The 25,524-nt window shown below is 59.7% G+C and carries 21 protein-coding genes and 2 pseudogenes; 13 read left to right on the top strand and 10 right to left on the bottom strand.

Annotation, left to right across the window (positions count from 1 at the left end):
- Positions 1–32 precede the first annotated feature (32 nt).
- The 3 genes from AC0L3C_RS27205 to AC0L3C_RS27195 all read right to left on the bottom strand — a co-directional run bounded on the left by AC0L3C_RS27205 (position 33) and on the right by AC0L3C_RS27195 (position 2,301).
- Entirely contained in the window at positions 33–989 is a 957-nt protein-coding gene (locus AC0L3C_RS27205; protein ID WP_473409458.1) for an ArdC family protein, read from the bottom strand.
- Positions 990–1,463: 474 nt separating this feature from the next.
- Positions 1,464–1,646 (bottom strand): hypothetical protein, encoded by a 183-nt coding sequence (locus AC0L3C_RS27200; RefSeq protein ID WP_473409457.1) that lies wholly within the window; start codon positions 1,644–1,646, stop codon positions 1,464–1,466.
- A gap of 133 nt (positions 1,647–1,779) precedes the next feature.
- A complete protein-coding gene (locus tag AC0L3C_RS27195; RefSeq protein WP_317245288.1) occupies positions 1,780–2,301 on the bottom strand; it encodes a thermonuclease family protein in 522 nt (173 codons plus the stop codon).
- A 520-nt stretch (positions 2,302–2,821) separates the two neighbouring features.
- Here AC0L3C_RS27195 and AC0L3C_RS27190 point away from each other — a divergent pair.
- Positions 2,822–3,076: pseudogene (locus tag AC0L3C_RS27190) on the top strand (hypothetical protein); the annotation flags it as partial.
- Positions 3,077–3,141: 65 nt separating this feature from the next.
- Positions 3,142–3,402, top strand: a pseudogene (locus tag AC0L3C_RS27185) (hypothetical protein); the annotation flags it as partial.
- 163 nt (positions 3,403–3,565) lie between these two features.
- Here AC0L3C_RS27185 and AC0L3C_RS27180 read toward each other — a convergent pair.
- From AC0L3C_RS27180 to AC0L3C_RS27165, 4 genes are read right to left on the bottom strand one after another with little or no spacing between them, the layout of a single operon-like run.
- Entirely contained in the window at positions 3,566–4,414 is an 849-nt protein-coding gene (locus AC0L3C_RS27180) for an HNH endonuclease (RefSeq protein WP_473409456.1), read from the bottom strand.
- Positions 4,414–5,988 carry an AAA family ATPase gene (locus AC0L3C_RS27175; RefSeq protein ID WP_473409455.1) on the bottom strand — a complete coding sequence of 525 codons (1,575 nt, stop codon included), beginning with the start codon at positions 5,986–5,988 and terminating at the stop codon, positions 4,414–4,416. The genes AC0L3C_RS27180 and AC0L3C_RS27175 overlap by 1 nt, the downstream gene beginning before the upstream one ends.
- The gene (locus AC0L3C_RS27170; RefSeq protein WP_473409454.1) at positions 5,989–7,059 is read right to left on the bottom strand and encodes a nucleotidyl transferase AbiEii/AbiGii toxin family protein; all 1,071 of its coding nucleotides are present in this window, start codon (positions 7,057–7,059) and stop codon (positions 5,989–5,991) included.
- Positions 7,056–7,715: a DUF6088 family protein gene (locus AC0L3C_RS27165; RefSeq protein ID WP_473409452.1), complete on the bottom strand. Its 660-nt coding sequence runs from the start codon at positions 7,713–7,715 to the stop codon at positions 7,056–7,058. The genes AC0L3C_RS27170 and AC0L3C_RS27165 overlap by 4 nt, the downstream gene beginning before the upstream one ends.
- A gap of 167 nt (positions 7,716–7,882) precedes the next feature.
- On the opposite strand from AC0L3C_RS27165, the gene AC0L3C_RS27160 reads away from it, so the two are divergent.
- From AC0L3C_RS27160 to AC0L3C_RS27135, 6 genes are all read left to right on the top strand, one after another.
- Positions 7,883–9,826: a sucrose-6-phosphate hydrolase gene (locus AC0L3C_RS27160; RefSeq protein WP_317245292.1), complete on the top strand. Its 1,944-nt coding sequence runs from the start codon at positions 7,883–7,885 to the stop codon at positions 9,824–9,826.
- Positions 9,823–10,962, top strand: coding sequence for a phosphoribosyltransferase-like protein (locus AC0L3C_RS27155; protein ID WP_473409451.1), 1,140 nt, complete (start codon positions 9,823–9,825; stop codon positions 10,960–10,962). The genes AC0L3C_RS27160 and AC0L3C_RS27155 overlap by 4 nt, the downstream gene beginning before the upstream one ends.
- 10 nt (positions 10,963–10,972) lie before the next feature.
- Positions 10,973–12,877, top strand: a complete 1,905-nt coding sequence (locus AC0L3C_RS27150) for an ORC-CDC6 family AAA ATPase (RefSeq protein ID WP_473409449.1) — start codon at positions 10,973–10,975, stop codon at positions 12,875–12,877.
- 1 nt (position 12,878) lies between these two features.
- Positions 12,879–13,994 (top strand): hypothetical protein, encoded by a 1,116-nt coding sequence (locus AC0L3C_RS27145; RefSeq protein ID WP_473409448.1) that lies wholly within the window; start codon positions 12,879–12,881, stop codon positions 13,992–13,994.
- Positions 13,991–15,088, top strand: a complete 1,098-nt coding sequence (locus tag AC0L3C_RS27140; protein WP_473409446.1) for a PfkB family carbohydrate kinase — start codon at positions 13,991–13,993, stop codon at positions 15,086–15,088. The genes AC0L3C_RS27145 and AC0L3C_RS27140 overlap by 4 nt, the downstream gene beginning before the upstream one ends.
- 584 nt (positions 15,089–15,672) lie before the next feature.
- Entirely contained in the window at positions 15,673–17,289 is a 1,617-nt protein-coding gene (locus tag AC0L3C_RS27135) for a hypothetical protein (RefSeq protein WP_473409445.1), read from the top strand.
- 122 nt (positions 17,290–17,411) lie between these two features.
- Here the strand turns inward: AC0L3C_RS27135 and AC0L3C_RS27130 are convergent, their stop codons facing one another.
- Together AC0L3C_RS27130 and AC0L3C_RS27125 are read right to left on the bottom strand one after the other, a co-directional pair.
- Positions 17,412–17,837 (bottom strand): hypothetical protein, encoded by a 426-nt coding sequence (locus tag AC0L3C_RS27130; protein WP_473409444.1) that lies wholly within the window; start codon positions 17,835–17,837, stop codon positions 17,412–17,414.
- A 127-nt stretch (positions 17,838–17,964) separates the two neighbouring features.
- A complete protein-coding gene (locus tag AC0L3C_RS27125; protein WP_473409443.1) occupies positions 17,965–18,567 on the bottom strand; it encodes a hypothetical protein in 603 nt (200 codons plus the stop codon).
- Positions 18,568–18,744: 177 nt separating this feature from the next.
- Between AC0L3C_RS27125 and AC0L3C_RS27120 the strand changes: the two genes are divergently transcribed.
- From AC0L3C_RS27120 to AC0L3C_RS27100, 5 genes are all read left to right on the top strand, one after another.
- On the top strand, positions 18,745–19,026 hold the full coding sequence (locus AC0L3C_RS27120; protein ID WP_317245300.1) for a hypothetical protein: 282 nt from the start codon (positions 18,745–18,747) through the stop codon (positions 19,024–19,026).
- A gap of 69 nt (positions 19,027–19,095) precedes the next feature.
- Positions 19,096–19,350, top strand: a complete 255-nt coding sequence (locus tag AC0L3C_RS27115) for a hypothetical protein (protein WP_317245301.1) — start codon at positions 19,096–19,098, stop codon at positions 19,348–19,350.
- A 44-nt stretch (positions 19,351–19,394) separates the two neighbouring features.
- Positions 19,395–19,709: a hypothetical protein gene (locus AC0L3C_RS27110; RefSeq protein ID WP_473409442.1), complete on the top strand. Its 315-nt coding sequence runs from the start codon at positions 19,395–19,397 to the stop codon at positions 19,707–19,709.
- Between the two features lie 572 nt (positions 19,710–20,281).
- A complete protein-coding gene (locus tag AC0L3C_RS27105) occupies positions 20,282–22,024 on the top strand; it encodes an NACHT domain-containing protein (RefSeq protein WP_473409440.1) in 1,743 nt (580 codons plus the stop codon).
- Positions 21,975–24,536 carry a hypothetical protein gene (locus AC0L3C_RS27100; protein ID WP_473409439.1) on the top strand — a complete coding sequence of 854 codons (2,562 nt, stop codon included), beginning with the start codon at positions 21,975–21,977 and terminating at the stop codon, positions 24,534–24,536. Before AC0L3C_RS27105 ends, AC0L3C_RS27100 begins: the two co-directional genes overlap by 50 nt.
- 5 nt (positions 24,537–24,541) lie before the next feature.
- Here the strand turns inward: AC0L3C_RS27100 and AC0L3C_RS27095 are convergent, their stop codons facing one another.
- A complete protein-coding gene (locus AC0L3C_RS27095) occupies positions 24,542–25,204 on the bottom strand; it encodes a hypothetical protein (RefSeq protein ID WP_473409438.1) in 663 nt (220 codons plus the stop codon).
- Positions 25,205–25,524: the final 320 nt, after the last annotated feature.

The raw sequence follows: 25,524 nt of genomic DNA, 5'->3' as shown, positions 1-25,524 counted from the left end.
CACTCTCGTGCTCGCGGTGACGGAGGAGAACCTCACGCCGCTTCCTGATCCGCTCTCTCCGTGGTGATGTCGACAACCACTTCCGGCAAGAATCCAAGGAGATAGTCCGCGACCTTGCTGGCCTGGGAAGCGGCCCGGACAATTGCACGATTGTCCTCGCGCAAGACTTCAAGCCACGAGCCGATATAGTCGGCGTGCCGCACCGTGGGCACGATACCGAGCGAGGCGCAACCGAACGCGGACGAGATTTCCGCAACCAACTCCTCGAAGGCGTACTTCCTGGTACCAAAGCTGCCCGACAAGTCGCGGTTGAGACGTGATGGATGGCCGCTGGCATGCGCCAATTCGTGCAGGGCCGTTCGATGCCAATTGATCGGTTCGAAATAGGCTTGCGGTGGGGGCACCTGCACATAATCTTCCGTCGGCGCATAGAAGGCGCGGTTGCCGCCGATCCGGAAGTCGATGCCGCTCGCCTTGATCAGAGCATCGACCGTCGGCTCGATCATGCCGGGTGGCGGTGGTGGCGCAGCGGTTACGATGTCCGAAGCCAGCCCGTCGCATTGATCGAGATTGAAAACTGTGAAGCGCTTCAAAAATGGAACAGCTTGTGCCTCTTCGCCGGTCTCATGTGCGCGGCGCTTTTCGTCGACCGGCACAAAGCGGTCGGCATAGACGACGGTCGTGCCGCGCTCGCCCTTGCGGACGTGACCACCGAGCGACAGCGCCTGGCGGAAGGTAAGCCAGCTCTGACCGCTGAATCCACGTTCCGTGGCGGTACCCCAGAGAATTAGAATGTTTATGCCGCTGTATTGACGGCCGGACGCTGCGCTTTTCGGCATGGCCAGAGGCGCCTTCGCCGCCGCGGTACCCCAAGGCTGCACCCATGGCACTCGGCCAGCCTCCAGTTCGGTGATGATCTTGTTGGTGATTTCGTCATAAAGGTTTGCCCGGTCCTCACCGGTGCGCGCCCGAGTATGGTGTCTAGACATCGCGGATCTCCGCGACGGGCGCCGCGAGCCTCTCTCGCAGCCTGTAACCCGTCACGGCAAAACCCGGCCGACACTCTGACTCTCGCCTCTACCTGAGAGAATGCGACATCTGCGACGCGGCCCGCCTTTGGCATTGAGTCTCTAGGCCGCAGGCCCGACCAGGCGTGCGCCAGGGGCGCATCGCCTCCCAATGGCACCCGGAGAGCGTGAGCATAGCGACCCGAAGGGGCACGCGGGTCCGAGTGCCGTGACGAGACCGGTTCAATAGCGGCACCCGGGAACGGGGCAGTGATAGCGATCGCCGCAGGCGAGCCCCTTTTCCGAGTGCCCCCGGCGAGGAGCTCCGCATCCCCTTGCGCGAGGGATTAAAGCCGGATCGCCGAGACGCAAAGCGGCTCGGTTCACGAAAGCCCGATGCGGCGGAGCCGCACGCGCGCGAGCGGAAGAACTCCCCCAAAGCTTGAGTCGGAGAACCTAGATTTCCTCGCGCGCATGCGTCTGCGCGTCATAGATCCTGATCTGAAGCATGGGAAAACGCTTCTTGAGCTCTTCGCCACCTGCCCTGGCGCCGTCACTCGTTGTAAATTCGGCTTTGAGCCGGCCGTCCACTTCAAGCGCGTAACCAGAGGCCGGCAATTCACGGGTGGCAGCAACCATTTCATTCCCATTGTGCAGTGAGGTGACTGGGAATGATGGGTAGCGTGAGTCGCCCAAACCGCGCCAGAGCCACCGGCCCAAGTTCGGTGATTGGCCAATGCACGTTGTGGATTGGCGCCTTGCCGGGATCGCATCAAGGATGGGCATTTGCATCATCCGAACAGGCGGACGGCTTTCCACGTGCGCGGATGCATGCACGATAGAGCCACGGCTCCACGTAACTGCCGTTCCAGAGACCCTGGCCGGTGCGCTCAGCCTCGCGCAGAGCTTCGCGATATCTGCCCTTCGAGTATTGGGGCCAATCCAACGCAAGACCGTTGCGTACAAGCCATTCCCCGAGATCCACACTAGCGACCGAGCAGGTCGCAACCGTGCGGCCATACGGGTCGAGGCTGACCGGGACACAATTGACAGGACGGCGGGCAATGAAGGCGTCAAGGTCGTTTGCGGCCTGCGCACCGCAACGATATTGCAAGCTGTCTTCGCCGCGGCACAGCTGGCTGCTTTCCGGTGCATCAATGCCCCAAAGCCGGATGCGCACGCCATGCATGTCCAGCGTGTCGCCGTCGATCACGCTGGCCTGTCCGACAAAATCATCGGCCAAGGCCCCGCTCGACAGAATGGCGAGAATCAATGCGACAGCGGTTCGACGCATTTGCAATGACCTTGTAGGTACCGCAAACCATGCGGACTGGATTTCGGCCAGTTATCGAATGTGCAGCGCCGGCGGGTGTTCCAGCCGCCTGGAATCATGAAACTGGCGTGCCGCGCAGCCAGCGCCCCTCGAAACGAGCCCAGAACAGAATTACGTCCGGCTGCCAAGTGAATTCATAAGCCTTCCAGACGCCGTCATTCTTTATATCTTGGCCGGTCGCGTTGACTGCCAGGCCGCCCAGCCGGCAAAATCGCGTAAATTTCGTCCCGGCGCGCCCGTTGGGATGAGGCAAAGGCGCTGCAGCGCCCTTACCGGACCTAGCGCTGAAAGTCGTCATGCGCGAGGTGGACAAGGAAGACAAGATTGCTGCGTGGTTGGTCTTGCACAGAGCGGCGGAACACGTGGACAAGCACCCGCCCCGACGATTTGGAATCGCTGCTCTGTGTTAGCAACCGGAACGAATCGAGGGCTGCAAGGATTCGTCCCTTGGCGGAGGAGCGATCGTGATGCTGATGACCAAGGAGAGCCGATTGATCCCTCGCCCGCCATCGACCAGGCCGTGAATGGCGACTTCCCCTGGCTGGAGATCCGGTGCGCGCGCTGCAAAACGCCGAGCGACGTCGACCTCGCGGCGATGAAGCATCCGCCGACCACCTTCGTGCACGATCTCGCCAGCCGGCTTCGTTGCCGCACATGCGCCAAGGCGGGCCGGCGTCCGTCCACGACTCTGTTAAACTTTGCGTGGCAGCCGCGCCACCTTCGTACCGAAGGCTGACCGATGTGCTGGTGTGGACGGCCTCTCATCCCCACGGTTTGATGGCGCTCTTGGCGTCACAGAAGATGAGAGGAAAGTCTAATGAATGTCCCGTTCGTATCGACATGGATACTTCGAAGTCCGTGTTCCAGCTTCACGGTGTTGATGAGAATGAGATAGTGGTCGTTCGGCGCCAGTTTCGGCGAGCCGAGATGATCCGCTACTTCGAGCGGCTTCCGCCAGTTCTCGTCGCCATAGAGTCCTGCGGCAGCTTGCATCATTGGGGGCGCCTGCTGCAATCGTTTGGACACGATGGGTCGAGGGCGGTCACACCCAGAGCAGCGCGGCTCAGCGCTTCCTTGCGTCATAGGCCGACCAACTCGGAAATTCTGACTTGGGCGGAAGCCGATTGGCATAATGCGAATAAGAGTATTGGGGCCAATACTCTCGCCGATACGGCGAAACGACGGGAGAAATTGATCATATAGCAACAACCATGGGCGCGTCGTGTTATCCTACAGGCGCGAAGCCCACGTCGCAAAACCAGTCACTCGCTGCCCAGGCTTTATATGTGGCGGCACGCCAACCGTTACGTCGAGCCAGCGAGCAACTCGCCGCGCGCGTCTCCAGCTCGCTACGCACGACTTCTAGCCCTCCGTCGCGATGCATCTCAACCAGCTGATGGCGAATATTGACAAGTTCTTCCGCCGCTTCCGACGCATAGAGTTTTCCGAGGCCAAGCGTTTGGAAATGGTTCTTCACGCGTGCCGCGAGAACGCCATCCCGGCCGGCGGGCGTGACCACATGAAAACGCAGTGCCGCTGGTGCCGTCTCCCCGACGCGTGCGGCAAGCCAGACCTCGTCATCAATTTCATCGTAATACGGATGCAGGCCGACCTCAGTGGCCTTTTGGGGGACAGCGCTTAGCTTCGCCTTGTTACAATCGGAGCAGGATGGAACGAGGTTTAGAGGAGTAACAGCCAATGCTGGATAATGCGCCTTGGGAAGGTGATGATCTAGCGTTGCCACGGGGCGCTGGGCACATAATGGGCATCGCCCTTGGGGTGAGGAACTAAAAATCTCGTCGTAGATGGCGCGCCCCGGAGCGCCGCTCTTCGCCATGCGCTGGGTATATACCTTCTCCATCTCCTTCGTGGTGACGGTGCCACCGACGAGTGGATCCTGCCCGAGTTGATGCAAGGCGTGCCGCTTCGCGGCTGCATCAAATGCAGTCGATGCATCGACGACTGCCTGAGTTACACCCTCCAAGCGCGCCTTAAGCGCTTGATTCCGCACCCGGCTGATGCAAGCAGTGAAGGATGCACGTGGCGTCGGTGCCGGTCGATCAAGCGTCCACATTAATTATCGTCTTCGCCATCAGCGCCGCGCGCGGCGAGTAGCCCTCGAATAATGGCCCTCGCCTCACCACCGAGCTCATTATTGAAACTTTCGACTATGGCGTCAAAATCGGCCTCGCGAGCAACCGCGTCTCTGAGCATCTTGTGAAAGCCAGAGTTTGTAACCTCGAGACCAAAAACTTCACGCGTTAGAATTCCTACATTCTCCCCGAAAGTCTCGACGTCGGGTCGCTCTGCTACCGAGCGCGCACCGGTACGACGAATCTTCCAGGCGCAACTTCGCGGCACCTCTTGGAGAACGACGGGAGAATGGGTGGCGATGACTGCCACTCCGTTTCGGTTGATTAAAAGATCGGACAGTGCGCGCACAAAAGCTGATAGAAGAGGTGGATGAAGGTGCGCTTCCGGTTCGTCGAGAAGGACGAGGGTCTTTTCTTCAACAGTTTCGACGAGCCGGGTAATCGTCAGCAGAACAATCTTGTGTCCAGAACTCAGCTTTGCGAACAGCTTACGCGCTTGCACTTTCAGTTCATCGTCGTCGATAATGTCATCGGCCAAGGCTGCGACTTCGGCGTCACGGAAGATCGGGTCAGCCTCCAACATCTCGAGCGCGCGGCGCCATCTGCTAGCCCGAGCCCCTTGCCGGCAAACTGAAACGCTGGTCCCGAACTCGATCGACAAGCGCTCCGGCGATTTTGGCGGAAGCGGCTTCCCGTCCTTGCTGAGGCCTGCCCGTTTGAGACCAATATATGCGTATTGCACACCTTCCGATTTATCCTGCCGAACCGGTAGTGGCTCGAATGGATCGAACGCACTGAAAGTCACTGACACCAAATTGGTGAAGAGCCGCTCCTCCAGCAAGTCATCAACCTCGATCGAAAACGCGCCAACCTCGGACGCCTCCGCATTCTTCTCGACGATTGCGCGGGTCATATTGTTGAGCAGTGTCGTTTTGCCGACACCATTTCGACCGATCAAAACATGAATGTTCGTTGGTGGCTGAGACTCCGGCTCGACAACGAACGCCAGGGTCAGCGGGTTGATGCGTCGCGAGGTCGGTCGTGGTGCTGTATAGCTGAATTCGTAGCGCGTCAGACGGACGCCGCCCCTGGCCATGCGATGGAATTGACCGCGAACGGTTGCCGGCGACACTGAGCGCAGCAGCGATGTGCCTGTGACTTTTTCATCGAGGGCGCGTTCAAATAGCTCGGGGTCAAGTGCGACATCCCGGAGACCGTGCAAAATTCTATCGCGCATCTCAGGGCCGAGATTGTTCAGGTCATCATAGTAACTGTCATCTTGCCCGAGGGAGAAGAACCTCTGGTCAAGCTCATCAAAGCTAGTTGGGATGTCCGGTCGGCGTTGGTTTTCAGCCATGCCGAACTCACCGATCTTGACACCACCAATGTCGTGCCGCTCGCCTTCCGCATCGAAGATGACCAAAGAGTAAAGAGTTGAGAATTTGAACCAATCGTCCCAGTTATCCGTTTGAAGATAGGCTGTCGACTGCGCTTGGACCGGCACCCGGGTGCCATGAGACAAGACAACAAAATATCCTCTTTGGCCCTCCACCATTCAGCTACCCCCTTCGCGGTCCGTCTCGGCTTCGGCCCGATTGGCTGTCGCTTCCAGTGTCGCTAGGGAGGCAAGGATGGCGTCGAAGTCCGGGGCGCGGCCGAAGATCATTGCCTGTGTGTTCGCATAGTCCCGGCGCAGCGCATCCACCATCGCCGGCGACGGTGTAATGGCGAACGTGCCCGGCTCGGCGGTAGCCAGATCAAAGTCCGGCCGGTCAAAGAACATCCTTGCATGGCTGACGCAGTCTTTCGCGAGCGTGACGTCGGCGAGGGCCGCTTGACCAGCATCCGACGAGAGTAGGCAATGCAGATCATAGTAGTGACGCGAAATACGCTGGCCTTGTTGGCGCAAGACGCCACGACGTTCGAACCATCGGCGCAACCAGTGCGCGATGACGACCTTGTCCCAAACAGTTCTACCGGATTCGATGGTCGTCACCTCTGGCACTGAGAGATCGAGCGCATCAGTTTCGTCGGCTACATAAGGTCGAACCAGCGCGGGTCGGTTCGGATCGAGCGCTGACTTGGCACCGGACTCGATACGCACCGCTGGACGTACGTAGCCTGCGTCGCGTGGCTCGAGTTCGGGATACCACACGAGAAGTGTCTGTCCGTCAGGGTCCTCGACATCAACCTCGATCCGGCCGGCACCGCCGGTGTCCTCGGCAAGTGCGGCCGCCAGGGCATTGCGAAGATCACCGGTGACGTAAGCGTGGCAGGCATCGCGGATCGCGTCGAGACGCGCCCTTCGCTTATTTCCCGATAGTCTCTGAAGCTCCTCGACGGAGGCGGCTTGGTCGAGATCGTCCCGAAAGACTGTGACGTCGATGTCCTCAGAAAACCGTTGAATGAGCCCGTAGGCTTTGGAGAGCGACGTACCGCCCTTGAACAGAAGGCGCGGACCGTCTGATGGGAGTCGGTGATAGAATGTGTTCAAGGTCCAGCAGACCCAAAAATCCTTCTCCACATTGCCGATCGGTGCGCCCAGCCGATTGGCCGCGGCTAGAAAGAGGTCAAGACGATCGCGCGCGGGCGCGGCAATCACTTCCCGGTAAGCTTCAGCACTCATGCCTGCGCCTCCGGCGCCGGTGAGATCAGCTCACGCAGGAAGTCCTGCATCCAAATCGGCAGCGCCGAGAAACCTTGGCGCAGGTCATCGCGGAGCGCAGGTCCATGTTCTGGTTCGGCAAAAAGGCGGCGAAGGTGGTTCGCCACGCGCTCATGCTCCTCTGGAGTGGCCAAGACGTCTTGCATCCAATGGAGCGCCTGGACGACCCGCATGGCGGGACGACCAGCCCAGAAGAGGCGGCTCGGCGCCGCCGGCTTGAAGTGAATTTCCTGGGCGCCAAGTTTGATCGGCTTGAGCCGCGTATCTACCAGCACTTCGATTCGAGCAGGTACGGCCGTCGTCAGACCAAGATCGTTGGCGGCGGTCATGCCGTCGACAACAAAGCGGGCCTGGTCACGGCGGGTGACAGCGCGGATCACCGCGCGATAGTCAGGTACGGTATCACGCCCTGTTAGCTGATTTCGGCGAGGACGATCATAGAGTCCACGATCAATCCGGCGCAGCTCTCCGGCGGCAACGAGTCGTTGCAGTACTTTATCCACGGCGGCACGTCCCCCGAGGTCAGCGAAGTCCGCTGGCGTCCATACGGTGTCGCCGTCGGACTGGATACGCGGGAGCAAACGGGAGCGGAGATCAGGGCTAGCTGAATCGGGCATGTCCGAAGGATTACGCATTTTTCGGACAAGTCAAAGTTCCGTTGTCCGAAGAAGGCTACATTTTTCGGACAATAGTGCTAGATTATGGCTGTCAGCGACTCGCCACGGTATGTTCCTATTTTGTTCAAGAGTCGGCTTGAAAACGGCGATCGGAGTTTCGGAAGACCATGGCGCGCCCCTATGCGAGTGAAATGGCAAAGTTGGCTGACACCTTTGAGTGGGCGGCCTCGGCTGACGTCAGCCCATTGCGGAAAGCAGTCCGAACAGCTGGTCTGTCTGCCTTGCGCGCCATCGGCTCCGGCGGCTCCCTCACGGCTGCTCACGCGCTGGCAAGCTTCCACCAGCGTTTTACGGCACGGATCGCGGCTGTGGCCACACCTCTGGAAGCCGTCGAAGAACCGCTAGACCAGACTGTCACCACCTGGCTACTCAGCGCCGGTGGTGGCAACGTCGATATCATCGCCGCCGCCAAGGCGCTGATCGGACGCGAACCGCGGCAGCTGGCCGTCCTGTGCGGGCGCGAAGACAGCCCTCTCGCCCAGCTCTGCCGCGCTCATCCGTTCGTGGATCTGCTCATCTACCCACCCCCGGCAGGCAAGGACGGCTTCCTCGCCACGAATTCACTGCTTGGCTTCACCACGCTCCTTGCCCGCGCCTACGAAGCGGAGTTCGGCTTCGAGACCGAATGGACTGACGCCGCAGCGAGCCTCCGCCCGCTCGTGCAAGAGGATTCGAACGCAGCCGCCACCTGGGAAGACGCAACCACGCAGCTATGGTCGCGGCCAACGACGCTTGTCCTCCATGGTTCCTCGACCCGCATTGGCGCCATCGATCTGGAGTCCAAGTTCACAGAAGCCGCGCTCGGCAATCTCCAACTCGCGGACTATCGCAACTTCGCCCATGGCCGCCATCACTGGCTGGCCAAGCGCGGCGAGACGAGCGGGGTTCTCGCTTTCGTCACCGATGACGACCGGTCATTGGCCGAGCGGACCCTGGCGTTGATTCCGCCGGAGATTCCTCAGGCGCAGCTGAGTTTTGCCGGAAACGCCAGCGCCACCGCGCTCTCAGCTCTGGTTGCGGCCCTACGTGTCAGCGGTTGGGCTGGCGCCGCGCGCGGTATCGACCCGGGCCGGCCGGGTGTGCCTGATTTTGGTCGAAAGCTGTACAATTTACCATTGCCTCGTGCAGGGCGAGCAGAAAGCCTTACCGGCCTCACGGCGCGGGACGCTGCGGCTATAGCGCGCAAGGCCGGCGTTGCTCCCAAGCGTATGGCGGGCGCCGGCGAGCTCGATCGCTGGCGGCTCGCGCTCGACACTTTCCGCGATGGGCTTCGTGCGGCGGCCTTTGCAGGCGTCGTTCTTGATTACGATGGCACTATTGTCGATACACGCGACCGCTTCATGCCAGCCAGCGAGTCGATGTGCGCGCAGCTAGAACGCATCGCAACAGCGGGGGCTTGGGTTGCTATCGCGACCGGCCGCGGCGCGTCGGTCCGCCGAGATCTTCAGGCTCGGCTTCCGAAGACGCTTTGGCCGAAGATTCTGATTGGTTATTACAATGGCGCCGAGATCGCGCGGCTGGACGACGAAGACGCACCGGATGGCTCCGAAGGCACGTGCGCTGCGCTTGCATCGCTCGCCGCAGCGCTGCGCAATCAGCCCGAACTCGCACAGGTCGCTCGGCAAACCGAACGGCGCTATCAAATTACGCTGGAAGTCACTCGAGTCATACCCGAAAGCCGGCTTTGGGACTTGGCACGGCAGATCATCATGATGACCGGTACGGCCGATGTCTCCGTCACCAGATCGAGCCATTCGGTCGACATCGTGGCGGCCGGAGTTTCAAAGCTAAATGTTCTGACTCATCTTCGTGATCTGGCCGGCACAGCGCCGTTGCTTGCCATTGGTGACCGGGGCCGCTGGCCTGGTAATGATTACGAGCTCTTGCGTGGGCCTTACGCACTCGGCGTCGACGAGATTAGTGTCGATCCTGCCACCTGCTGGAATCTGGCGCAGCCGGGACAACGTGGGCCTGCGGCCACGTTCGAATATCTCTCGTCTCTACAAGTGCACGACGGCATCCTCGGCTTTGCAAAGGACGCCCTCGCGTGAATCAGGACCTTGGCCTCAAGATACTGGGCCAGATCATGGACTGGCCCGATGAACGGGCGCGACAGGAATTCCAATGGCTCCGGCTCATGGCACGCCTGAAATACGACGGCTACCGAGACTTCCAGGCCGGCATGCGCTTTATCGAAAGCCTCGCAACCTGGCTGCAGCAATTTACGCCCGCCGAGCGCGAAACCGCATACGCATTTGTCCGCTACACCCTTGTCTATATTGGAACCAGCGAAATGCACCGCCTGGTCGAGCAATTTTATCCTCGAACCGTTCGGGACCGGATCATCCGCACGGTTGCAGCCGAGCGGGGTATCCCGACGTATCGTGTTCTCGCTGACGCCGACGCCCGCGCAGCGGCTGAACGGCTTCGGCGGCAAACCCTGTTCATGGGCCTAAGCGATGGTGCCCGGATCGACACTGTGCGGCACGCTAATGTCGGCTTGATCACCAATGAGCAGCTGGTTCTGGCTACACAGGTCGACAGAGACAAATGGGCGGACTTGCTCGAAAACCTGCGCGCCGACCTCGGCGATCCCGAAGCGCGCTTTCGTTTAGTCTATCTGATTGACGACTTTACCGGCACCGGAACCACATTTCTCCGGTACGATCATAAAAAGCAGAAGTGGAAGGGAAAGCTCATTAAATTTCGTGAGTCGATCGAAAGTGCGGTGACAGCGCTGGGTGGCGATCGAATTCTCGCGCCGGGCTGGGAATTATGCATCCACCACTACGTCGCTTCGGCCGGCGCTGCCCAAGCTATCGTCCAGCGCCATCAAGAAGCACTGCCGGCACTCAACGGCGATGGATGGGCCAAACAGGTCCACGCTTCCTTCGGCACGATTCTGCCGCAGGATCTGCCAATCAACACCGATAGCCGGCATGCTGCGTTCATCAAGCTGACGCAGACTTACTACGATCCAAAGATCCAGACGAAGCATACCGAAGTTGGTGGCGCGCCCCATCTGGGTCTTGGCTATGGCGGCTGCGCGCTTCCGCTGGTGCTTGAGCACAACACGCCCAACAACTCGGTCGCGCTGTTGTGGGCCGAGACTGACGGTGGTGTACAGGAGAACGCAGTCGTGCCGGCGATGCGCCCCCTGTTCCGCCGCCGTCAGCGGCACGCTTAAAAGGGACGGCATGGCGAACCCTTTCGAGAAACGAGCGACCGAATATCTCCGAGACGACGAGGCTTTCTTAGCCGTCGTGACGCCGGAGCCGCTTGCGACCTTCTTCCAGAAACCTGCCAAAGAGGGGCGACTGTACGACAGGCTTGCGATGATCATCGGAACGCCGGGCAGCGGTAAGACCACTCTGGCGCGGCTCTTCCAGTTCTCGACCCTGACGACACTGCTTCGCAACCGCGGCCTGAACACCTATAAGGCATTGATTGACACCTTGACGGCTTGTGGAGCGATCGAAGACGAACGCCCAACTGTGATCGGCGGCCGCCTGCCGCTTGAAGCCGAGTACCGCGAGTTTTGGGAATTTCCCTATCCTGAGGATCTCAAGACGGGCCTCATGATCGCGCTGTTGCAGGCGCGAACCTTACTAACTTGGCTCCGCAACTTTCAAGCCGCTGGGATACCGCTCGATCGCGTGGAAATCATTCCGCGCGCTGAAGCTGACGCCGCGCTCACCGCGATTGGCGGAACGCATGGTCCCGCCCTGCTTACGCGGGCGCGCGAGGTTGAGCTGGCGATCTATAAAATCTCGGCGGCGTTGATGCCTCCCGACATCGAGGACATCGATCGCGAAGCCGCGGCCGTATATCGGCCGTTCGATGTGATCGAGTCGTTCCGTATTACCGACGGCGAACAGGTACTGCAGCTCAGGCCGCTGGTCATTTTCGATGATGCCCATAGCCTGCATCCGACGCAACTCGCTGCGCTGCGCCGGTGGCTCACCCGGCGCGAAATGAAGGTCGCCAGATGGGTGCTGACCCGTTTGGACGCGCTAACGCCCGGCGATGTGTTGCTGGATAAGATCCCGGGGCCCGAGGAACCCGGGCTGAAGCATACGCGCGAGATCACTGACATCTGGATGCAGAGCAGCGATGATCGCGCGGGCCAGCGTCGCGCGTTCCGCAAGATGGCGAAGGACATGGCTGGCCGATATCTGAGTCAGATGGAGGTGTTCAACCGACGGCGCCTTAATAACCTCGGCGACTTGCTTGCGACCGCGCCCGAAACGATACCGCTTGGCAAGCGCGACAGGCTTGCCCAACAAGTCGAGGTCTTGCAACACCGCTACGGCGTTTCCGCCGAGCGGCGGCGAGCGCTGGAACAAGAGGTCGAAACCTATCTGGCCGGCGCTCACGAAGATGGCGAGGACTTGCGGCTTGCCATGCTCGCGATCCTGCTGGAGCGCTACGCCAAACGCACCCCGCAACGGGGCTTGTTCGAGGAAGGCGGCGATGATGCCGAGCCAAACCGGCCCCTCACCGCCGACGCCGACGTGGCCGATGGCGCGCGCATTCACCTGATGCACCGTCACGATCGGCCGTATTATTTCGGTATCGACGCTCTTTGCGACGCCAGCTCCGAGAATGCGGAGCAATTCCTGCAGCTCGCTGCCCGTTTGGTGTCGCAATCGGAAACCCAGCTCATCCGCGCCAAAGCAGCAACCCTAAAGAGTGGTATTCAACATAAGCTTTTGCGCGAGCGCGCCGGTGAGATGGTGCGAGAATGGGACTTTCCCCAACACCAGCAGGTCCGTCGGCTGGCCGACGGAATCGCAGCCGAGTGCCTCGCCAAGAGTCTTGAAGGTAATGCCTCTCTGGGCGGCGGCGCCACAGCGTTTGGCATCCCGCAGGATGAATTCGAGGCGATTCCGGAGACCAATCCAAAATTGGCGCGCGTCCTGCAGTTCGGGGTGGCCTACAACGCTTTCGTGCTTGTGCCGAACCACGGCACCAAAAAGCGGGTGTGGTGTCTGATCGAATTGGGGGGGGTGTTTCTGCTCCATCAAGGACTGACCTTAAAGCGAGGGGGCTTTCTCGAACGGCGTGCTGAAGACCTCCTTCGCTTTCTGGGCGAGGGCTGAAATGGCACGCGACCGTCGCTGGGACCCCTGTATCGCCCATCACGGCCCGGAGGCGGATGCGTTCGTGGCGGACTACTTCGCCCTGAAGGATCGACGCGTATTGTTCGTTGCTGGCGCTGGGTTCGACCCCCGGTCTAGGACCGTAGCTGAACGTCTGGTTGCAGCAGGCGCGTCGGTCCGAGCCATCTTCTTCCAGGAGAATCGTCCGAATGCGCTGCAAGGCTTGATTGACCGCGCAAGCGCAAACACGGATGCGCTTCTTGCGGCGATCGCGGACCGCGAGGTCGTGCCCGTGGATATTTTCGGCGCCGATGGTGCGGTGACCGGTGGCCGAAATGTGGTAGCCATCCTCAATCGCCAGCAATTCGACGGGATCACGGACATCGTGATCGACATCAGCGCACTTTCGGTTGGCACCAGCTTCCCGATTATCCGCTATTTCTTGGAGCGCATCGAGCGGCGGAAGGGTCCAGCAAACCTGCATGTTTTTGTCGCGCACGATCCGAAGCTCGATGCGGACATCCGGTCGGTCCCGAGCGACTCACCCGGGTATGTGCACGGTTTCAAGGGAGGGTCGACCCTCGACGGCTTCGCGACCGCAGCGAAACTCTGGCTACCGCAACTTGCGGCTGGGCGTCGAAGAGCGCTTGGTCGGTTGCACGACTTCGTGGCGCCACACGATACCTGCCCGATCCTCCCCTTCCCGGCCACCAATCCTAGACTGGGCGATGCTTTGGCCGAGGAATACCTCACGGAATTGGAGAGCGGCTGGTTGGTAGACACGCGCAACATTGTCTATGCCGACGAGAGTGACCCCGTCGACCTCTACAGAACCATTCTTCGGCTGGACGACCTGCGAAAGCCCGTTTTCGCGGAGACGGGCGGCTCGCTCCTCGTGCTCTCGCCCTTCGGAAGCAAAGTCATGGCCTTGGGAGCGTTGATGGCGGCGCTTGAGCGCGATTTGCCGGTCGCGCATTTGGAGCCGATCGGCTACGATCTGGGCTCGTCGGTTCCCACGGAGATCGCCGCACCCAATCTTGTTCATATTTGGTTGGAAGGGGACGTGTATCCTCAACCCCGGCCGGCACTACTCATAGAGGGAAAGACTGCAAAATGACTGCTGTGGAGCGACCAAAAGCCTTTGGAGCTGGCCTGATCGCGCTCGATCTAGTAATCGGCTTGGATCCGCAGGCGCCCGTTCGTTCATGGGCGGGCGGAACCTGCGGCAATGTCCTCTCTGCTCTGGCTTATTTAGGCTGGGACAGTTATCCCATAGCGCGAATGAATGGCGATCCGGCCTCGGTCCGCGTTCGCGACGACATGGCGCGCTGGGGTGTCCGACTGGACTACGCCAACTGCGGTCCAACGGCACATACGCCTATTATTATCCAGGAGATCCGACGCGGGCGCGACGGCAGGCCCAAACATCGATTTTCCTGGTCATGCCCGCAGTGCGGGCAATGGCTTCCCGGCTTTAAGGCCGTGACGATCGAAGCCGTCGAAAAAGTAACCCCGGCATTGAACGACGCGTCGGTGTTTTTCTTGGACCGCTTGTCTCGGGCGACGCTGATGCTCGCCGCGCAAGCGGCCGAGCGAGGCGCGGTGGTGGTCTTCGAGCCATCGAGCAAAGCAACCGACAAACTATTTGCCGAGGCAATCGGCATCGCCCATATTGTCAAGTATGCGGACCAGCGGCTTGCTGGCGTTCAGGGCGTGATGAAGGACGGTACGGCAACGTTGGTTGAAGTCCAGACCCTGGGTGAGCAAGGCCTCAAGTATCGCCACCGCCTCGGACGATCCGTTTCAAACTGGCTTCATCTCAGCGCCATTGCTGCTCCACGTCTGGCAGATACCTGTGGTTCGGGCGATTGGTGCACGGCAGGCCTCATCGCGAAGGTTGCCGGGCGAGGTCAGGCGGGACTGCGACAGTCCGGCGCACAAGGCCTACGCGCTGCGCTTCGTTATGGACAGGCTCTTGCCGCCTGGAACTGCGGCTTCGAAGGAGCCCGCGGCGGCATGTATGCAGTCACGCGCAAAGCTTTTGACCAGCAAGTCACAGCTCTACTTGCTGGCGAGCTCGATAACTTTACTGAAGGCGCGGTGGAATTTGGACCGGAAAGCATCATTGCCTGCCCGGCCTGCCCTCCAAAATCAGCAAATCGAAGACCCTTGGCCCGAGGGCGCGCTCGCTTGAAGAGGGCGGCCGCGTAGACCGCGGTCGCAATTCCGTCGATGGCCTTTCAGCAGCTCGAAGTCGCTCATGACGGCGAAGTCTCGATTGATGCTCTCAGATCTAACCTGTTTACGACGGCACTGTTTGACTCTTTGAGGGATTACGTTTTTGGTGGCACCGGATCAGCCGCCGCGATGCCAAAGAGCGGAAACCCCGTCAAAGTGGTGTCCGCCTGCTTGCACTTAGTTTGGAGAATGCGCTTCAACCGTCTGGAGCGAGTTCATGCAGCGGGACGAATACGGAATATGACTGATTAGCGCGCAGCCGTGATGATAGCCAAGCGGACTAATCATCTTAAAGCGCCGTCGAAATTCTTCCGAACGAAATCTTCCGGCGAGCGCTTCCAAAGCGGCGTGTCGTAGTATTCCCCGTTTGCGGTCGACGACGAGATCGAGTACCGGTCCTTCGGCCTTCACAGCGCCGCGTGGTAGAACGTGAGGTGGTCAACAGCGTGCGCTCGGTCTTTGGACGGACGTTGCGCGGCACGCCGCGCGACGGATGACAAGCCCGTTCGAAAGCGTACATCGTCCGCGAACCTCAGCGACTCGTGATATGGGTGATCATGCAGTTTCAACGCTATATGGCCACCGACGTGTTCGCGCGCGAGCTGGACTCCCTTCACGCATTTCGTGGCCGGAAAGTCGGGTCAGGGTTGCTTGAATATCTTGAACAGCAGGGGCTGCTCTCTCCGCGGATGCGCATCCGCTATCCTGACCCCGTAGCGCGCCGATTTTGGCTGATGGCGCACGAACATTGGGGCCCACGCCAGTTGCGCCATCAAACCGAGCCGGACGGGCCACGCTGGGACGCCGCTGTCGAGCTGGATGAGGCGCTTTATCGTTGGCGAAATAGCTTGGCTTATGGCGCGTCCGACAATCCGCTCGACGATCCAACACCGCGCTTTTCCGAATTCATCCAACACCCGTCAGAAACGACGTTTGAAGCCTGGCTGGATATGCGCGTCGACGTAAGCAATGATGTCGAGACAAACATGTTCGACGCCATAAATGTCGAGACGTACTATTCTACGTGGCAAGTGCTGTTGGCTGCCGAGTTAGCAGACGCAGGGGTGCACATCAGAATTAATCTGGGCGACGAAGCTACCTTCCAGCGCACCATGGAAGCGCTGGACGCCGGCAGGCTTCCTCACGGTTCTGGCCCTTCCTATGATTTTGCGCCGTTCCATGCGGCGCGGAGATTTGCAGAGCATCAAGCAGCCCTGGATGCGGTCGTTTGGTTCGCCGAGGAGCGTTCGCGTGTCCTGTCGGACATCATCAAGGGACAAGGCGGCGGGCGCTTTCGGCTCAGCCCGACGCAGAGCGCGCAGTACGAACAAGAGACAGTCGCGTTGTCGGCGGCGGCGGTTGGCCGCTTTACCGTAAATCTCGACCAACTCATTGCGGCAATCCGGTTTCTTGTGGAACGTTGGTCCGAATGGAAGCGAGAGGGGCGCCCGCTGATTGCGGACGGCTATCAAGCCGTTCTGGCAAAAGCCGTCATACTGGCCCGACTGGCCGGCAATATGAATTTCGCCGAGTTGCGCGACCGTATCGGACGGGTCGGCGGATGGTTCAAGCCGGCTTTAGATGTCATATGGCCGGATTGGGCGGCGGAGGAGAAAGAGCGCGTACATGTTACGCTCAAGGCATCGCTGGCGACGGTCGGTTCAACGAGCGTTTCGGATGCTGATATCACCGCCTTTGTCGACTTCTTGGCAAAGGAAGGCCAAGAGGCGTTCTTCTGGCGGCTGCGATCATTCGAGGAGCATGCGCTGCGCGGCAACGAATTCGCGATCGAGGCGATGAAAAGCGATGTGCAGGGACTATCCGTCGTCGTCGAGCACATCGCGGCTGCCTTCGGCGGCACCGGCACCCAGCTTTTTCAGAAATTCAGGCACCTCTGGAAGGATTCGCAGGTCTTGCGTCTACTCGATCGCAGTCACGTTACGGATCTGCGTAAGCAGTATACGCTACCGAGCAACTGGGCGGCACAGAAAGCGGCGTTCCAGGCCTTGCGCGCGGAACCGGGCGGCGAGATTGTGGCCGACCTGGTAGCGGCACATCGAATCCGCGCATCTGTCCACGAGGCGCTACCGGAAGACGACCACTTCGAACTGGAAGCATTCTTCGTGGGTTTGATGCGCGCTGCGCTGCTTACATTTCTGCAGGTCCGCGGCTAGGCGAAGCGACACCACTCCTTCGACGCCGACAATGCGCGCAGACCGTTACTGGCGGACGGTATGTGCTCTTATGGTCCAAGGCATCGACCAACTCTTCAGAATGGGAATGTCCCACGACCCACTCAGGCAGTGTTGTAGCCCGGTCTGGCCGAAGGCCTTACTATGTGACGGATGCGCAATGGACCGATCGCTACTTTCACGGCCGACGGCGTGAACGGTCGCCTGAGTAGCCGACGTGGATTGTTTCTTAGATAAGCCGAGGAGCCGCGAAGACGATATCCTTTGTTGGCTTTTCTTCCCCGAACAGAAATCGAGCACATTCGGCCAAGAATTTTAAACGACGGTCTTTGTTTCTCGTCGTGAGGCGCTGCTTTCAAATATTGCTCGGTCTGTGGTCCCGCGCAAAGTGTTTGCCTGACGTCATGGGCGAAGACGCTTTCCTTTGCGAGCATACATCGGCTCGTAAGAATTGCGCCCTCCGCAACTGAGAGCGTGACTCCCCTGAGAAGCACCTGTTCATCGTCAAAAATAATATTGAACAAGGACATGCGCAAATCCACGGAGCTGCGTGGGCTTGCGATGATATACAGATTCTCATCCGAGCAGAAATAGGCGCCAAGCGACCGGCGAACCCCGCCTGGGACTTGACGCCACGATCGATAAATCGGCGCGTAATCAGAGCCGCGTTGTTTCGATAGCCGGCTTCTGGCCACAACCACATTTTTGTTCTTCGTCTAATGCAAAGTGCAGATAGTTGCCGCTGTATTTCTGGATGACCTTGTCACTGAGATCGGTATCGATCCCCAGCGCTGAAATGAAAGAGTGAGGCCGCGATCTTTTGTTGTCGCTCCATTTTGGCTCTCCTGAAACGTGCTCGTCATCGGGTGAAGGTCCAGTATCGGAGTGATTGTCTTGCGCCGCGCGCGGGGGCTCCTTAAGAAAAGCTAGACTTTCTACCGCTGTGTTGCCAGGGGTGAGATGTTCCGCTAGTTCGCGGTCTTCCCGCCATTTGGCCGATTTCGCTTCCCAATATTCCAGCAGGACGATTGCCAGGTTCTCAGATGGCCGAACGCGCGGCCTGCCGTTCGCGGTGTAGGCGACGCCAGCCAAGCGCTGGCCCGGCGTGACCTTTTTCGTTTCGTTGAGTATCAGGGGCCTGCCATTGGCCAGCTTGAACAGCTCCGTATGTAGATCTTCCCAATCCAGCCCCTTCGAGCAATCTTTTGCCGCGGTCAGAAGCGCTTGGACCGCCTTTTGGGCGTTAAGATCTAAAGGCATGCATCCCCCCGGTCAGCCCCCGATACAAGAGTATGCGGGCTTTTTACACGGAAATCGCAGAGGTTGCATACTTTCATCAGTTCATTAGCGGGTACGGATTTCGCTCTCGCGACTTGAACTGTCGAGACACCGCGCCGGGATATTCCCATCGCGAGTAGTCCGGACGAGGAGCAAGTGATGAAGACTTTTCTACTGGCCAGCGTCGCCGCGGTCGTGCTGGCGACCGCCGCCTTCGCCGAGGATAAGCCGGTGACCGAGCCGCAGCCCGCCGTAGGCTCCACGGCCGGACGCGGCAGCACCAGCCAGTACATCGTGCCGACGGCGCCCGGCGGCAATCCCGGTGCCCAGGCGGGCATGAACTGGACGTCGCGGAGCGGCAACACCAACCTCGGCGGTTACGTCGGTGGCAACACCGGCGGCGGTTACGAGGGCGGCGCGCGCGTTCAACTTCACTTCTAGCAAGACCGGTGTGTCCCGGCCTATTGCGGCGGGGACACACCATTCCCTCTCACGCCAAGGAGTTACTCCATGAAACGTCTCGTTCTGTCTGCCACGGCAGCTGTGGCCCTTGCGGGAGTGGCATGGGCCGATCAGCCCGACCGCCGGACCGATATCCATCACACCGACGGCTCGACGACGACGGTCACGACTGACCGTTCGGGCACCTTGGCCGTCACGCCCGGCCATGGCGGCGGTCAGGCTGGCCGCGGTATTCCGCACGACGATATCGTGAAGGAATACACGCGACCGGGAAGCCAAGTCCAACCGATCGAGCGTCGGTAGAACGGATACACCCCAACAACGTCTCATAACAACAGGAGAGAAAGATGAAGTCAGCACTGAAAATGGCCGCTTACACGCTGGGCTTTCTCGCGGTGATGCAGCCCGCTCACGCGGCGGATTGCACGCAGATCATGGGCAACGCCGAAAGCAAAGAAGGGGTCAGCGTCTGCAGCGACGGCAGCGTCGAGGTCGGCGGCAAGATCAAGGACGTGTCCACGCACACGCCGCTCGGTGGGCCGAACGGCTTTCCCCAGGAGACAGGCCGTAAGGCCGAGGAGACCGTCCATGCCGTCGGCGCGGGCGTTGAGCATGCGACCCACGAAGTGGGCAAGGCCTTCGCCAAGGCGTTTGGCTGGTAGCCCAAGGGACGACTCTCTTGTCCCGACTACAGGTGGGTCTCGTAAGATTGGATGGAGGGCCGATTTTCGGTCCTCCATTTTCCTAGTGGGTTTCCCGATTTCTTGGGTGCCTCGAGATCCGATCTTTTCCTGGCAGATCAGACCCAGATGTCGCTTGGCGCCGGAACAATGCCCTTGGTAGTGCGCTAAGGGATATCCTTGGCTCCGCCCGGGAATTGAGGGTGCAAACCGGCTGCCTCGTTTCGAGGTAACCGGCCTCAACGCTTCGGCGGGGATCTCCTCGTTCGTCGAAGCCTCACCCGTCGGAAATTCACTTCCGGAAATGAGAGATGGGTTTGCGACCCGGTCGGACCTCGATCATCCCAGGTTGATTCAATTGCTCCCATTCCCTCGCGTTGCACGCTGCTATTGTAGCACCCTCGAATCAAACGACTCCTTCGGACCAGGCCAGTTGCTCAGCCATATCACCAACAACCACTGCCTCCTCCACCCCATCATCCATCAAGCGCTCGTTTCGAGACCTGTCGGATATCGAGGTCGCGGATATCGAAAGAGCATCAAGTCTCTCGCGCATGGGCTGGAGCGGTGGTTTTGGTTGGGACGAGCTGTTGCGCTCGCAACGCGTGGTCATGGTTTCCGAAGCTGGCGCGGGAAAGACTTACGAGTGCCAAACACAGCAGGCCAGGCTCTGGAAGGCTGGCGAACCAGCATTCTTTCTGGAACTCGCGACGCTGGGCGGCAGTTCAGTCCGCGATATGCTGACCTATGACGAGGAGCAGCGCTTCGAGGCGTGGCTACGCTCCCAATCCGAGATTGCGACCTTCTTCCTGGACTCTTACGACGAACTTAAGCTGACGCTTGGGAGCTTTGAGCAAGCGCTGAAACGTCTCAACAAGGCGCTGGCGGGGCAGCTCGGACGCGCGAGAATAATCGTCACAACGCGGCCGGTTCCGATCGACCGCGAGCTTTTTGCCGAACATTTGCCGATACCAACTGCGAGAAAGGCGACGTCTACAGCCGAAGCGTTCGCCGACATGGTGATGGACCGGCACCAACAAAAGATCAAGGATGAAACCAGGCCAAAGCCATGGCGCAATGTCAGTCTGTTGCCGCTATCGACGGAGCAGATGCGCGAGTTTGCCGTTCTCCAGGGCGTGACCGATCCCGACAAATTGCTGGCCGACATCCGGGAGCGCGATGCGGAACAATTCGCGGAACGTCCCCAAGACTTGATCGAGTTGTGCTCGGATTGGCGCGAGCATCATCGCATTCGTTCCCATCGAGAACAGGTTGAGAGCAACATCGCCACCAAGCTGAAGCCGAGGACGGCCCCGAAGGAGAGAGTGGAGTTCTCGCAAGAAACGGCAATTGAAGGCTCCAGCCGCCTGGCTCTCGCTGCGTTGCTGACCCGGAAGGTTACCCTGCGCCACTCGGCAGATGCGGACAGCGTCCACGCAAGCGAGGCAGCGCTGGACGTATCCAAGATCTTGCTGGACTGGAGCGACGCGGCACAATCGGTCCTCTTGGAGCGAGCGTTGTTTGGCTTCGCCAGCTATGGCCGCGTTCGCTTTCACCACCGGTCCGTGCTCGAGTTTCTTGCCGCGAAGCGGCTCGACGCCCTGCTCGCCCGCGGTGTTTCGATCAAATCCATCAAGCGGCTCTTGTTCGTAGAGACGGCGCAAGGGGTACGGACGGTCCGCCCCTCGATGCATCCGGTGGCGGCGTGGCTTTCTCTTTGGCACCACACCATCTTTGATGATATCGTGGAACTTGATCCGGCTGTCGTTTTGGATCACGGCGACCCGCAGTCGCTGAGTGTGGCCCAGCGGATCAGAGCGCTCGAAGCTTATGTCGAGCGCTACGGCCGCGGCGGCTGGCGCGGCCTCAGCACCCCGGAAATCCAGGTTCATCGGTTCGCCTCGCCGGAACTTGCGCCGAGTGTTAGGAGGCTATGGAAATCCGGGATCGAAAATCCGGAAGTGCGAAGCTTTTTGCTCCGGATCGTTATTGCCGGAAAGCTAAAGGCGTGTGCGGACATCGTTTATGCGATTGCGATGGATGCTGCCGGCGATGATTATGAACGCAGCCTCGCAACTGAAGCCTTGGTGCACCTGAGCGACGAGCATCTCGAAGCACTGGCAGAGTCGCTCGAAAACGAGCCTGCTCGATGGCCTGACGCGATGGCCCGCCGTGCGCTGATCACCTTGTTCCCTACCCATCTTTCGGTAAGCCGATTGTCACGAATATTGAAGCGGGTAAAGCAGAATGTCCGTAGCACTCGGCGAACTAAATCACCGTCTGCCACACGAGATTGAGATCGCGGGCCTCTCACCAGAGGATCTTGATGAATTGCGCCAAGCGCTGACGGATCTGATCCTTGATGGGATCGCGTGGGCCCCTGATAAATACCCGCATGTACGAACCAAACGCTACGAGCTGTTGCCGGCACTTATAGCAACATGCCGCCGGCAGGAGGCTGAAGGCGTCCGGACGGAAGCGTGGATTTCGTCGAGCCTACTTGCAATTCGGCTCTCAAAGAACGAGCATGGCACCGAGAGAGAGGCTCTAGCCAGATTGCGGCACGCGCTCGGAGAACTTTCTCCGGAAGCGCGAGAGACGGCCTTTTGGAAGGAAGATGCTTTCGTCGCGACGATTCATAAGGTCAAGGACGCCTGGCAACGCATCTTCGACGTGTCCCACCATGGTGGCATCCCGCTCGGCGAAAAGGATGCTGCATGGGTTCGAAAACGCCTCGCCGAGCGTCAGGAGCCGCTCGACCATCGCGAGATGATGCTATGGGCCGAGATGGTCTTGCTCACAAGCAACGCGACCGATCCTCAGACGCTGCTTGAAAGCCTCAAGCCGCTTGTTTCGGACTCGTCCGCCCTCACCACGATCATCGATAATCGCCTGAAGCCGCAGGATGGCTCAGCCGAATACCGCCGGATGGAGGCGGAGCGAGCAAAACAGGCAAAGCAAGCCGAACGTCGGACAGCCAAGGCACATGCAAGCTGGATGATGTTTTGGCGTGAGATCGTGCAAAATCCGGACGCGGTCTTTGCTGCGGATCGCGCCGCCGGTACAGCCTGGGATCTATGGCGGGCGGTCGAGCGCTCAGGTGAAAAAAGCCGGGCTTCAGGATGGAATCGACGCTTCATCCAGGAACAGTTCGGCGCGGCCGTCGCTAACCGACTTCGTGAAACAATGATGGCCGCGTGGCGCAGGGATAGACCGACGCTGCGCAGTGAACGCGCGGAAGAACAAAAGGACTCGTTCTTGGTTCGCTGGCAGTTTGGCCTCGCCGGGATTGCCGCAGAGGCGGAGGATCCAAATTGGGCCAAGCGGCTAACGGAGAGCGAAGCTGAGCTCGCCTGCCGCTACGCGCCGATAGAGCTCAACAGCTTTCCGTCGTGGCTCGAAGCACTTGCGGTCGAGTATCCGCAAACCGTGGATCGCGTCCTTGGTCAGGAACTCAGCGTCTCCCTGCAAGAGGTCACGAGAACGAACGGCTATTCGATGTTCCTGCAGAATATCAACCACGCACCGGCCATCGTAGCCGCCCTCTTTGTTCCGCGTATCCGCACTTGGTTGGCCGAGGTGGCGCAGAGTCAGACTCTCGCCAATGATCCGCAGTATGAGCAAAACCTGCGTCAGGCGATCGAAATCCTAATCAAATCGGGTAGCGATGACGATCGCAGCTTTGTAGAGCTGGCCGCACAGCAACGTCTCGCTGTGGGACTCACCCTTCCTTTCGCAAAGGTGTGGTTGCCAGCGCTTCTAAAACTAAATCCGGGCGCAGGCATCGATCTCCTGGAGAAGGGTCTCGCGAATATGCCGGCCGCCAAGCTGGGCTCGGGCGTTCAGTTATTTGCGGACCTTTTCGGCCACGAATACGGCGGTCTTGGTTTCGATCTCCACGGGCCTGGATTTACACCACCGCTTTTGCTTCGCCTTCTCCGGCTCGCCTATGCCCAAGTTCGGATAGGCGACGATACGCAGCACGAAGGGTCGCATTCTCTTGACACGCGGGACCACGCTGAGCGGGGGCGGAGCGCAATCTTAAGCGCGCTGTTCGCTTCAACCGGCCCTGAAGGCTGGGCGGCAAAGATCGAAATGGCCGGCGATCCGTTGTTCGTGCATATCAAGGACCGCACCATGGCGCTCGCGCAGCAAAAAGCGGCGGAGGAAGCGGACAGCGTTGCGCTTACGGAGACGGAATTCTCAATTCTTGACAAGACCGGAGAGGCGCCACCAAAGAACCGCGAAGCGATGTTTGCGCTCATGCAGGACCGTCTCGATGACATTGACGACCTGTTGCTTCAGGACGTGTCGCCTCGCGAGCTATGGGCCAGCATCAGAGACGAACACGTGATGCGGCGAGCATTAGCTGGCGTCCTTCGGGACGCCGCCAGGCAAAACTACACCATCGATCAGGAGGCGGTGACGGCAGACGAGAAGGAGACCGACATTCGGTTTCGATCGACTGTGTCCGGACAGCAAGGAACGATTGAACTCAAACTCGGAGATGAGCGCTCCGGAACCGACCTGTTCAACACGATCCACGATCAACTCTTGACCAAATACATGGCCGCCGACGAGTGCCGTACAGGATGTCTTCTTGTGACCATCGCAAAGATTCGCGAATGGGAGCATCCCCAGACCGGCAAGCTCATCGGGTTCGAGGAATTAATGTCCTTACTGAACGATGAAGCGCAACGAATATCGAGGGAACTCGGAGGGACAGCCAAGCTCATGGCAAGGGGATTGGACTTGAGACCTCGACTGTCTTCGGAAAAGAGCTCTCGGGCAAAGTGCCGCCTGGACTAGGTTACTTAATGGCCTGTCGTATCAGCCTCACCCGCTTGCCTTGGCACGACTGATGACACCTCCATAAAACTGACCAGCTTTGTATCGATGCCGTGAAAGACGGCGGCGAACTTCGGCTGGAACGGGCCCCGCTTGGTGACATTGTGACGTGCCTGACGGCCGATCGCATGCATGATGAAGTCGGCGACTTCGAGGCCGGGTCCGCCCTCCCGCCTTCGCATGAAATAGCACTCGACCGGCAGCGGCTTCCCATTTTGCACGAGAGAGAAGTTCTGGAACGCTGCTCGCGTGCGACGGTCTCCGAGCGTGCCTTCAACAGGTAGATCTGTCGTTAATGGGTTGCAAAACAGACGGCGCTCACCCATTGTGCGATACTGGGCAAGCCCGCTGGGCACTGTGATTCTGATTGCCGCAGCATCACAGCCTAGCGCTGTGAGGATATTCTCTTGGACAATCTTGCTATTCTCAACGCAGAGCTTGCTCATTGCCGTGCAGAACTCGAAGCAATCGGACGAGACGTAACTAGGCTGCTCGCTTGCGCTGCAACGCGAGGCGCCGCGGAAATCTTGCCCGAATTGGAGAAGGCATCGACGCGAATGCGCCAGGCGGCACAGCAGTTCGAGGCAGTGACGCGGGCGATCGCTGAAGGCAGCCAACGGCGTATTCATTGAAAACGGCTGCAGTCTGGTTGCGATCGGCCCCGCACTTCAATGCCCTGGGCCAGCGGCAACAAAGCAGCGTTTTAGATTACGCCAACTTGCATTTCCGAATTCCGATAGCCTCTTGAAGCAACTATGATGTTGCGCATTTTACGACACCAGCGGCATTCGTTGGCTAATTGGCAGGAAGAACAACCATCCTCACCTCAACCGCCGCCGGCAGGTGAGCTGGTGGTGTCGTCATTACATCAAAGAATGTAAAGTGGTCGAGGGCGGCTTGAGATTGACGGGTCCACCAGTTGCCCCGCCGCCCTCCCTTACGCTTATCG

This window comes from Bradyrhizobium sp. WSM4872 (assembly GCF_055811715.1).
Note: the sequence above shows the minus strand (reverse complement) of the source record. Positions and strands in the feature narration are given on the sequence as shown.

Coding starts and splice junctions, on each gene's coding strand:
- AC0L3C_RS27145 (WP_473409448.1), top strand. CDS start 12,879: ATGGCACGCGACCGTCGCTGGGACCCCTGTATCGCCCATCACGGCCCG.
- AC0L3C_RS27105 (WP_473409440.1), top strand. CDS start 20,282: ATGGGCTGGAGCGGTGGTTTTGGTTGGGACGAGCTGTTGCGCTCGCAA.
- AC0L3C_RS27150 (WP_473409449.1), top strand. CDS start 10,973: ATGGCGAACCCTTTCGAGAAACGAGCGACCGAATATCTCCGAGACGAC.
- AC0L3C_RS27110 (WP_473409442.1), top strand. CDS start 19,395: ATGAAGTCAGCACTGAAAATGGCCGCTTACACGCTGGGCTTTCTCGCG.
- AC0L3C_RS27135 (WP_473409445.1), top strand. CDS start 15,673: ATGCAGTTTCAACGCTATATGGCCACCGACGTGTTCGCGCGCGAGCTG.
- AC0L3C_RS27170 (WP_473409454.1), bottom strand. CDS start 7,059: ATGAGTGCTGAAGCTTACCGGGAAGTGATTGCCGCGCCCGCGCGCGAT.
- AC0L3C_RS27195 (WP_317245288.1), bottom strand. CDS start 2,301: ATGCGTCGAACCGCTGTCGCATTGATTCTCGCCATTCTGTCGAGCGGG.
- AC0L3C_RS27205 (WP_473409458.1), bottom strand. CDS start 989: ATGTCTAGACACCATACTCGGGCGCGCACCGGTGAGGACCGGGCAAAC.
- AC0L3C_RS27200 (WP_473409457.1), bottom strand. CDS start 1,646: ATGGTTGCTGCCACCCGTGAATTGCCGGCCTCTGGTTACGCGCTTGAA.
- AC0L3C_RS27120 (WP_317245300.1), top strand. CDS start 18,745: ATGAAGACTTTTCTACTGGCCAGCGTCGCCGCGGTCGTGCTGGCGACC.
- AC0L3C_RS27165 (WP_473409452.1), bottom strand. CDS start 7,715: ATGCCCGATTCAGCTAGCCCTGATCTCCGCTCCCGTTTGCTCCCGCGT.
- AC0L3C_RS27130 (WP_473409444.1), bottom strand. CDS start 17,837: ATGTCCTTGTTCAATATTATTTTTGACGATGAACAGGTGCTTCTCAGG.
- AC0L3C_RS27100 (WP_473409439.1), top strand. CDS start 21,975: ATGTCCGTAGCACTCGGCGAACTAAATCACCGTCTGCCACACGAGATT.
- AC0L3C_RS27140 (WP_473409446.1), top strand. CDS start 13,991: ATGACTGCTGTGGAGCGACCAAAAGCCTTTGGAGCTGGCCTGATCGCG.
- AC0L3C_RS27125 (WP_473409443.1), bottom strand. CDS start 18,567: ATGCCTTTAGATCTTAACGCCCAAAAGGCGGTCCAAGCGCTTCTGACC.
- AC0L3C_RS27115 (WP_317245301.1), top strand. CDS start 19,096: ATGAAACGTCTCGTTCTGTCTGCCACGGCAGCTGTGGCCCTTGCGGGA.
- AC0L3C_RS27095 (WP_473409438.1), bottom strand. CDS start 25,204: ATGAATACGCCGTTGGCTGCCTTCAGCGATCGCCCGCGTCACTGCCTC.
- AC0L3C_RS27160 (WP_317245292.1), top strand. CDS start 7,883: ATGGCGCGCCCCTATGCGAGTGAAATGGCAAAGTTGGCTGACACCTTT.
- AC0L3C_RS27175 (WP_473409455.1), bottom strand. CDS start 5,988: ATGGTGGAGGGCCAAAGAGGATATTTTGTTGTCTTGTCTCATGGCACC.
- AC0L3C_RS27180 (WP_473409456.1), bottom strand. CDS start 4,414: ATGTGGACGCTTGATCGACCGGCACCGACGCCACGTGCATCCTTCACT.